Source organism: Merdimmobilis hominis, from assembly GCF_016901855.1.
Lineage (GTDB): Bacteria > Bacillota > Clostridia > Oscillospirales > Ruminococcaceae > Paludihabitans.
In genome coordinates this window covers 1-7,677 of sequence record NZ_JACJKY010000038.1, presented here as the reverse complement: position 1 = coordinate 7,677, position 7,677 = coordinate 1, and the positions used below count along the sequence as shown (strand labels likewise).

Below are 7,677 nucleotides of genomic sequence, written 5' to 3'. Positions count from 1 at the left end.
TTTGCTATGTGTTCTTAGCGAAGTTTTTAGGGTGGTATGTAACCGGAAGGCAATTTTGCCTTCCGGTTATTACTTTTATGCAGAGATATCTTCCTCTGCATCTTCGTCATAAGTGCCGAACATTACGGTGAGTGTTTCGAGTTTCTTCATTTGGAATTTGTAGTATATTACTACGGGATTTCCGCAAGTGTGAGAGTATTTGACCTCTTTCTCAAATACCTCAATCCTACGGATGAAGGCTCGAAGCAATTCGGGTGTCAGTTTCGGCATCTCCACATACTGCTTTGCCTTTGCCATAAACTCTCGTACCGACTGTTCGTGTGCATCTAACTCTGCAATCCCTTTGTTCAGACTTTCGAGTTCGAGCTTCAGTTCGGCTTGTTCCTGTTCGTATCCACAAGCCATTTCATCATAACGCTCTACGGTTATTCTGCCGACCACACGATCCTCATACAGACAACGGATAATATTGTCTATCTTTTTGATACGGTCTTCGATTTTATCCTTTTGTTTTTTAGCAAGGGCATAAAACTTTTCGGCTTCGCTTTTCGCTTTTTGCATGGCTGCCTCATAGAACTTATCGGGTTCTTCTCTTGCGAAGGCGGTCATCCTTTTGAGATCGTCAAGCACAATTTGGTCTAACACTATTTCACGAATATTGTGTGCCGTGCAATCGGTGGTGCGCCTACGGTATCCGCCGCATTGAAACGCATTCTTTTCGGGTGCAAGTGTTTTTGCTCTTGCAAGGTATAACCGCTTGTGGCAATCGCCACAGTATAGGATACCTGCGTACTTATCCACCTCGCCTTGCTTATCGGGACGCTTTCGTCCGGCAAAGTGCTTTTGCACTCTCTCGAACACCTCTCGCTCAACAATGCCTTCGTGCGTGTTCTTGAATATGAGAATTTTGTCGGGGTCATTTTTAAGCCGTTTCTTTAACTTATTCGACTTGGAATAAGTTTTAAAGTTTACGGTGTCGCCCACATATTCCTGATTTTCAAGCATTTTGCGAACTGTGGTCTGCGCCCAATGATACGGACGGTTAAGGTCGGGGTTGCCGATACGCTTTCCTGTGGTTTGGAAGATATATACGCTTGGGGAGAGTATCTTTTCCTCACACAGTATGTCGCAGATTTTAACGACACCGAGTCCAGATGCATACATATCGAATATGCGTTTTACAATAGGCGCAGTCTGTGGGTCGGGAATTAATTCCTTTTTGTTTTCGGGGTTACGCATATAGCCGTATGGTGTTGCTGTGCTTATACGCTCACCACGTTGACCTTTTGCTCTCTGCACCGCACGGATTTTTTTGCTCGTATCGGCAGCATAAAAATCGTTGAAGTAATTACGCATACCGGAGAAATCATTATCCGCTCTATTGATGCTGTCATACCCATCGTTGATTGCAATAAATCTTACGTCATAGGATGGAAATTTAATATCCATTAAGTGTCCTGTTTCCAGATAATCTCTGCCGAGACGGGATTGGTCTTTTACGATTACGATTCCAATTTTACCTGCTTCAACATCCTTCATCATTTGCACATGGGCAGGTCTTTTGAAATCGGTACCACTGTATCCGTCATCTACATAAAATTTGCAGTTGCGGAAGCCGTGATCGTCAGCGTACTTTTGAAGTATGATTTTCTGATTCTCGATTGAAAGGGATTCGCCGAGCCTTTCGTCCTCTTGAGACAGTCTGCAATAAAGTGCAGTTATTAAATTGTTTGTATTCTCGGTTGATTTTAACATAATATTTCGTATCCTTTCCGAGCCGAGTGCGGCTCTGTAAAATCAAACCGAGTAGGATACAGCAACACCATATCACTACTCGGTTTCAAAGTCCAGCGACAAAACTGTTAATTTTTTTCGCCGGTTATGAGCTGAAGGATTTTATCCTCAGCACAGTCAATCCGCAGTTCACTTGAAGCAATCGGTATTGCGGATATTACGGGGTATTTTGCACCGTCCACAACAACCGTCCTTGCAAAATAGGTGTATCTGCAATCTTCGGGGATGTTATCTTTCTGTGCGTTTTCAGCAGCAGTGATATACTTTTTTTCGTTCATAAAAAACAATCCTTTCAAAATTAAAAATAGTTATAAAAAATGAGCGTGAGATTAGAGATTTTCTCACGCTCTTTACATCCCGCTCATCACGGGGCCTTGTTTTTTCTTACGCTCTGCCGGGTAGTACTTGGTAGTGCAATCTTCCACGGGAGCATCCTCGTCAATTATATTACCGATATCGCCGATAAGATATGCCGCATCAGTTCCAACACTATGAGTACCGCCGAAGGTATCAGAGCAAGCCAAAACAGTTTGTTGGTATGTCTCTCCAGTTTGTCCTCCGCTGTACTGCGAAGCATAGAGATGTTGTTCGAACAGCTCTCGCTCATTCTCCCAACCTGTTTCTCGGTATCCGTTATCAGCCGATTGATATTCTCGGTCAGTTCCGCCGCCGACGTTTCCATCGCCGTCTGAAACTGCGCGGTCGCTTCTTTGGTCTGCTCGGTGTACTGCATCAGTACCTTCAGCTGCCGATCCATATACACTTTTAACTCTTTCTCGGTCGTCAGCGTAGGCAGTGTATCCCGAATCTCCTTCAGCAAATCTATCTGTGATCTCTGCGTAGATATCATTGCCATCCAGTTCGGCTCGGTCACCGCCACGCAAGGATGAACCTTTTCTGCGGTGGTGATCTTCTGCTGTGCTTCGGTTATTAAATCTTGCGGTGATTTCCGCTCTGTAGATGAACTCATATTCCATACTCTCCTTTAGAAATTTTGTTAGGTGTAATTTGCAGTCCCGACAGGCTTTGCCTTCGGGTGTGGTGTAGGTGATATTCTTACGAGTGTCCGTCCACTTGACACCGTAACCTTCTGCTTCCATCAGCATAATAAAATGCTCTTTGGAAGCGGCGGTCCGCATTACATTTGAGATAACAGCTTCAAGCCGTATCTTCCAACTTTCGCCCTTTTCAGCAGACCGATATTCACGGTCGTTCATCGGCTTTGCTCTCTCGGTAGGAGGCTTGGGTTTCAAAACCGACAACCCATATTCAAGGCAGAGGACGTCTGATTTTTGCATCAGCATTTCCACCTCGCTTTCGGTGATGTGAAACTTTTTACCGCTTTCTGCGTTTACGCTGTTCATAACAAAATGCGAGTGGATATGGTCACGGTCGCAGTGGGTGGACACTACGATTTCGAAGCCGGAAAATTTTTCAGTTTCCTCGGCAAATCTAACTGCTATTTCGTGTGCCGTTTGCGGTGATATATTTTCATCCACCGAAAAGGATTGAACGAAATGATAGAACAGTCTTTTATCCGTTTTGTTATATAACCGCTTGGTGTTATTAAACTCGGTATAGGCAGACTGCGGTGTGCAGTTAACACCGGTCACATACTTATTGCCGTCATCGGCAACGGTTTTGTCATCTCGCATTGTGTATTGCAAGACAAACGACATTGTATTATAGGTTTGCGGTTTTTGGTAATTTACGAAATGAACAATTGCCATAACATCACCCTCTTCCAAGCTCGGCAGATAGCAGTTCGTAAATCTTTTTCAGTTCCTCTTGGGTGGCGGCAAGATTTACGGTGCTGATTCTTCCCTGACGGGAAAGTATCAGCAACTGATTTACATTGTTGCCGAGTTTTTTCACCTGTGTGGTAAGCTCACGCAGACCGTCGTAATTTATTACCTTTTTATCGATGGCGCAGAGTATGATATAGTCGGTAATGCTCATTCCGGCATCTGCGGCTTTCTTACGGATCAGAGCATCCAGCGTATCGGAGACTCTGAAATTGAATCGTTTAGTTTTCATATAAAACACATCCTTTTAAATATTAAAGTTTCTTGGCTTACCTTCTTTTCAAAGAAGGTAAGAAGTGGGTTTGGGCTTCTGCCCAATAAACAGCAGTCGAAGGCGCGGCCGCCGCTTTAGCGGTGGTCGTACAGCCAAAGGCGATGCTGGTTCTCTCCTAAAGGAGAGAAATAAAATGCGGTAGTTTTTATCGCTTTATCACTAACTTTCAGCGACAAATCTCCGCACACTCGGCTCACATTTGCCCTGTGTTGCGTTTTAACCGAGGCGGTCGGGTGTTTACTCCAAGTTGCAAATCTTTGCAAAAAAACGCCTTACAGGAACGCAAGGGACGAAAGTGACGAATGTTTTCTACACCGAATTTGTTTCGTCACTTACGGCACTTTCGTCACTGCCCACAGCAGAAGAAGGAATATATTTCACCTCCAGTAGCCGTGTGCCATTGCTACGGTGATCACGATAATGCACACCGAGCGCTTCAAGGTCGTACCGCCAACGGTTCATCATTTGCTTGAAGCCTTTGACCGTTGCCTCTCTATCGGTCAGTCTATTGAACAGTTCCACGAACTCACTGTTACCGCCTACGAAAGATTTTTGTTCTTTCATAAACTGAACGAGCAATTCCATCTCCGGCGGCAACAATTTTTCGGGTTGCTCACGGCTGTCGGATTTTACTTCCCATAGAAAATCCTTGTTTGAGAACTTTAGTTCAAACTGCCGATGCTCAATATCTCTGCCCGTGCAAACGAGTGTGGCGAGGTTTTCACTGCGTTTGCTTTTGTCAAGCACGAAGACCGAATCGACTGCGCCTACGATTCCGGTCGTGCCTGACAGTTTGTTCAGCGGATCACTATCGCCCTGCTTACGAAGGTGATGCACCAACAGAAGAGAGATATTAAGCTCGTCTGCCAACTGCTTCATCTGACGGATTTCATCGTAGTCGTTACCGTAAGAGGTATCCACACCGCCGTTACGCACGATCTGAAAAGTATCGATTGCAACGAGAACGGTATCGGGATGCTCCTTCACAAACGCATAGATTTCATCGCAGAGACCTTCGGCAAGCGTATGCGCCGCCGTTGCAAAGAAAGCGTTGGAGGGAACGTCATCTGTGATTAAACACAGTCGCTCTTGCACACGCCTGAGCGTATCCTCCAAGCAAAGATACAGCGTTGTGCCTTTGGTGGTTGGCATACCCCACACGCTTTCTCCTTTGGCGATGCGGATACAAATATCCAGCACCCACCACGATTTACCGATTTTAGGTGCGCCGCCGAGGATTGTTATTCCTTGCGGCAACAGAGTGTCGATACAAAACTTGGTCGGTTCCAGTCTTGTATCCATTAGGGTTTCACCGTCTATAACGGTGAGTTTCGGTTTGTTTTCAGTCATTTGAAAACACCTCCTTGAAATAAAGTAAGGGCGAGAGTCAAAGTTTTTTACTCTGACTTTCGCCCTTCTACTTGTATTGTGTAAGAAAAAATGATAAAATAATAATTGTCATATATAATATAAAACTATTTGCTGACAAATTAAAGTTAGGAGGTGTTCTCTTGTTTGGATGTATATCTTTTTGCATCGGTGATAAACACATCGAAATTAATGGTAAAAAGTTTTCGCTCGGTGACCTGACAACTGAGTTTTTGAATCTGCCGAAAGATAAATATGCTGCTATGCGCGAACAGTTGGAACTTGCACAAAGCAAGTTAAGCGAATATATGCGGAGCAAGAAACTTTCTGATTGGTATGAAGCCAACAAGGAATATATAAAACTCGATGCTATGATCTGTGAGTTCCCCTGCCTTGAACTTGTGCGAGAGGAGACAGATATTTTTGCAGAAGCTGAACAGTTTACAGCACAGCAATCGATGTTTGAGAGTGACGATTGTGAGCTTTCTGAACATGACATTGAAGTATTAAATAAAATTACCGCCTACGAAGATTACCTTGAGAATCCAAATAATTATGGCGGTGTAAATAAAGAATATTACACAAACACCCAGACAGAAAAGGCGTTCTGTGTTACCACACCCCAGCCGCCAATTCCTGAACTGCCACCCGAAAAAACAAGAGCGTTGCTGATTTATCCGGGCAACATCGCAGTTAAGTGGAAGTATTATAAGGATTACTGCGATGCATATGCAAAGGCGCTTTACGATATAAATTCATTCAACACAACGATATTTAATTTCATAAAATTCTTTTTATCCTCTCTGAATAAGCTTGATACCAACAACTATGCAATGGCTCTTGATGACTTGTTTAACCATCCCCGTGCTGAAAAGTTTATCGCCAATCCGGTTGAGGGTTCGGGATACTTTACCGCTAATGATCCTGTAATCCTTCGCCATATGCCAAGGGAAACTTTTGAGGGGTCGGGAGAATATAAAATCTATCAGTATTATGAGGTGGAGTCGTTACAGGCACTGCTTAAAATGGATTTTTACAAGGCATTGGAAGTGGGATATATTATCCGCAAATGTGAATACTGCGGCAGATACTTTTTGCTTAAAAAGGGATACCACACCAAGTATTGCGACAACCCTGCACCCGATAATCCAAAGTACACCTGCGCTCAGCTTGGTTATCACCGCAAGGGAATAAAAGAATTACAGGCTGACAACCCCAAGGCGCAATCCCTTCGCCGTTGTTACTTGCGTATCGATAAGGATTTCTCCCGTGGAGTGATAACACAAGAAGAAAAATATAAATTATACCGCACGGCGCAGGATTTATATTACGATGCAACCACAAGATCGGGAACAACAAATGAGGAGTTTGAAGAGCAACTTGCATCTAAAAATCTATATCCGTTGTGTGATGTTGTTCGTAAAACCAAACCGCGCGGCAGACCGAAGTCTGAGTAAAGTACGGTTTATGGTGCACATCGTTTGTTAGAATTATAGTGGAGGAGGTGAGCTTATGACCAACGAAGAATTAATTTTAAAGTTCTATGACGGCGACGAAACGATTTTAGAGAAACTTTATAATAAAAATATCGGTTTTATCCGCAGTATCGCAAAGGAAGTTGCCGTTAATTTTAACTGTTATAATAAAAGTGCGGAGCATCCGAATAAACTGACGGCACATTCCAAATATGTTGTGAATGAACTTTTTTACGAAGGTATGCTTGAGTTTTTCTCTCTCCTTCGCAAAAAGAAATACGAACCGGAACGGGCAAAGCTCACCACCTATCTTTATCCTCGCCTGAAGGGTGCAATGTATCGGTGGATGGAATGTAATCTCGGCGTTCTTTTCTTTGATCCTGAGGATATGGCGGAGCTGCGGAAAGCACAGCAGTTATATTACGATACAGGCAAGGAGCCGGAGGAAATTGCAAAAGAACTTGGTATTTCCGTTGAGGATGTTGCTCGGCATATTGGTTATAACACACACTTTCTTTCGGTCTATGACCTTGTGCCTTACGAGGACGGAGAGCCGTATGATCCGTATGAGCGTCTGATGCCGAACAAGTCCTCGGCATCCACTGACAGAATTGTATATCATAAGCTTTGCCTTGAATTTTTAAAGGAGTTATTTGAGGCGCTGCCGAAAAAAGACAGAGAGATCCTTGGTGGTTCTTATGCGTTGTTCGGTTATAAGCACATCGACCTTGACGAGCTTTGCTTGGAACATATGATGAAGCCGGACGGAATAATAAAGGCTCGGAAAGCGGCAATCCGTAAAATGCGTGAAAAATATCCCGAAAGCAGTTTGCGATTATGGAAATCGGTTTACCGCACTGTAATGCGCGAGGCAGAACGATGTCACGAATAAAAACCCCGTAAAATCGAACAGAAATAGTTTCATCGAGCCGTAGGCCATTTCGAATAAAACAAACGGCTA

The 7,677-nt window shown here is 43.8% G+C and carries 7 protein-coding genes; 2 read left to right on the top strand and 5 right to left on the bottom strand.

Annotated elements, in window-relative coordinates:
- Positions 1-75 precede the first annotated feature (75 nt).
- From H6A12_RS12655 to H6A12_RS12635, 5 genes are all read right to left on the bottom strand, one after another.
- On the bottom strand, positions 76-1,755 hold the full coding sequence (locus H6A12_RS12655) for a recombinase family protein (protein ID WP_204448386.1): 1,680 nt from the start codon (positions 1,753-1,755) through the stop codon (positions 76-78).
- Between the two features lie 107 nt (positions 1,756-1,862).
- Complete coding sequence (locus H6A12_RS12650; protein ID WP_087378650.1) at positions 1,863-2,072, bottom strand: hypothetical protein; 210 nt, start codon at positions 2,070-2,072, stop codon at positions 1,863-1,865.
- 72 nt (positions 2,073-2,144) lie between these two features.
- Positions 2,145-3,524 (bottom strand): relaxase/mobilization nuclease domain-containing protein, encoded by a 1,380-nt coding sequence (locus H6A12_RS12645; RefSeq protein ID WP_087378648.1) that lies wholly within the window; start codon positions 3,522-3,524, stop codon positions 2,145-2,147.
- Positions 3,525-3,528: 4 nt separating this feature from the next.
- Positions 3,529-3,831, bottom strand: a complete 303-nt coding sequence (locus H6A12_RS12640) for a plasmid mobilization protein (protein ID WP_087378646.1) — start codon at positions 3,829-3,831, stop codon at positions 3,529-3,531.
- Between the two features lie 351 nt (positions 3,832-4,182).
- On the bottom strand, positions 4,183-5,223 hold the full coding sequence (locus H6A12_RS12635; RefSeq protein ID WP_204448385.1) for an AAA family ATPase: 1,041 nt from the start codon (positions 5,221-5,223) through the stop codon (positions 4,183-4,185).
- 161 nt (positions 5,224-5,384) lie between these two features.
- Here H6A12_RS12635 and H6A12_RS12630 point away from each other — a divergent pair, with 161 nt between their 5' ends.
- Both H6A12_RS12630 and H6A12_RS12625 read left to right on the top strand, forming a co-directional pair.
- Positions 5,385-6,698 (top strand): DUF6076 domain-containing protein, encoded by a 1,314-nt coding sequence (locus H6A12_RS12630; protein ID WP_087378642.1) that lies wholly within the window; start codon positions 5,385-5,387, stop codon positions 6,696-6,698.
- A gap of 55 nt (positions 6,699-6,753) precedes the next feature.
- Positions 6,754-7,608 carry a sigma-70 family RNA polymerase sigma factor gene (locus H6A12_RS12625; RefSeq protein WP_087378640.1) on the top strand — a complete coding sequence of 285 codons (855 nt, stop codon included), beginning with the start codon at positions 6,754-6,756 and terminating at the stop codon, positions 7,606-7,608.
- The last annotated feature ends 69 nt before the right edge of the window (positions 7,609-7,677 follow it).

What these genes read in the sequence shown, in the direction of transcription:
- H6A12_RS12650 (WP_087378650.1), bottom strand. Translation starts at nt 2,072, where the DNA reads ATGAACGAAAAAAAGTATATCACTGCTGCTGAAAACGCACAGAAAGAT.
- H6A12_RS12655 (WP_204448386.1), bottom strand. Translation starts at nt 1,755, where the DNA reads ATGTTAAAATCAACCGAGAATACAAACAATTTAATAACTGCACTTTAT.
- H6A12_RS12625 (WP_087378640.1), top strand. Translation starts at nt 6,754, where the DNA reads ATGACCAACGAAGAATTAATTTTAAAGTTCTATGACGGCGACGAAACG.
- H6A12_RS12635 (WP_204448385.1), bottom strand. Translation starts at nt 5,223, where the DNA reads ATGACTGAAAACAAACCGAAACTCACCGTTATAGACGGTGAAACCCTA.
- H6A12_RS12640 (WP_087378646.1), bottom strand. Translation starts at nt 3,831, where the DNA reads ATGAAAACTAAACGATTCAATTTCAGAGTCTCCGATACGCTGGATGCT.
- H6A12_RS12645 (WP_087378648.1), bottom strand. Translation starts at nt 3,524, where the DNA reads ATGGCAATTGTTCATTTCGTAAATTACCAAAAACCGCAAACCTATAAT.